The 1167-nt window shown below is 66.3% G+C and carries 1 protein-coding gene; it reads left to right on the forward strand.

Annotated features, from left to right (window positions below):
* Positions 1-229 precede the first annotated feature (229 nt).
* Positions 230-1153, forward strand: coding sequence for an IS110 family transposase (locus D183_RS0111385; RefSeq protein ID WP_026143295.1), 924 nt, complete (start codon positions 230-232; stop codon positions 1151-1153).
* Positions 1154-1167: the final 14 nt, after the last annotated feature.

Raw genomic sequence — 1167 nt, forward strand, 5'->3', positions numbered from 1 at the left:
CGGCTGAAGCCGCTTGTGTCAAATAAGGGTCTATCGTTGTAGGTGAGAGCGGAGTGCGGCAGGCCGTTTAGCCGCAGTGCCAGCAAGCACGAGTAGGAGTCAGCGCCGCCGCACTCCGGTTCTCCTGCCTGACAAGCCCGAACAGTTGCCCGAGTGACGAGCTCGAACTCCACAAGCATGGGCATCGGCAGGAGCGCTCTCGTCCATGAGTCTACTGCGGAGAACGTCTATGCGGCGCCATGTCGGGATCGATGTATCCAAGGCTGAGCTGGTCATTCATGTCCTGCCGGACGAGCAGGCCTGGACCCAGCCCAATACGCCACAGGGGCAGCGTGCGCTGGCCCAACGTCTGGCTGGGATGGACTGCGAGCGGATCGTGCTGGAAGCCAGTGGCGGCTACGAACATGCCGTGCTGCAGGTGCTCCGAGAGGCGGACCTGCCGGCAGTGCGGATGGCCGCCGATCGTCCGCGCAAGCTCGCCCAGGCCTTGGGCCTGCATGCCAAGACCGATGCCCTGGACGCGCGCCTGCTGGCCATCGCCGCCCAGCACATCCCGACCACCCCCACGCCCGTGGTGCCCGGGCACCAGCAGTCTCTTCGCGAACTGCTGGACCTGCGTGCCACCCTGGTGGGCCAGCGCGATGCCCATCGGCGGCGCTTGGAACACATTACCAGCGCCAAGGCGCAACACCGCTGCCGAGAGGTGATCGCCCTGCTGAACCAGCAGATCCAGACGTTGACGCAGGAGATCGAGCAGCAGGGCAAGACCTGCTCGAGCCTACCCAAGGTGCCTGGGCTCGGGACGATCCTGCGCGCGGTTCTGGCCGCGCGGCTGCCAGAGCTGGGCACGCTGCCGCCACGCAAGCTCGCTGCCCTGGTCGGGCTGGCCCCGTTCAATCACGACAGCGGTTGCTGGAAAGGCCAGCGCCGCATCAAAGGCGGACGTGCCGACGTGCGGCGCGTGCTGTACATGGCCACCTGGGCCAGCATCCGCGCCAAATCCCCCTTGGCCAACACCTACGCACGTCTGCGCGCAGCGGGCAAGCCGGCCAAGGTCGCCATCGTCGCCTGCATGCACAAGTTCCTGCGCTGGCTCAATGCCATCGCGCGCGATCAGGCCCCGTACGCTCCTCCTGTCATCGCAGGTGCATGACAGTTGACTCCTAC

The sequence above is a fragment of the Xanthomonas sp. SHU 199 genome (genome assembly GCF_000364665.1).
GTDB classification, from domain to species: domain Bacteria; phylum Pseudomonadota; class Gammaproteobacteria; order Xanthomonadales; family Xanthomonadaceae; genus Xanthomonas_A; species Xanthomonas_A sontii.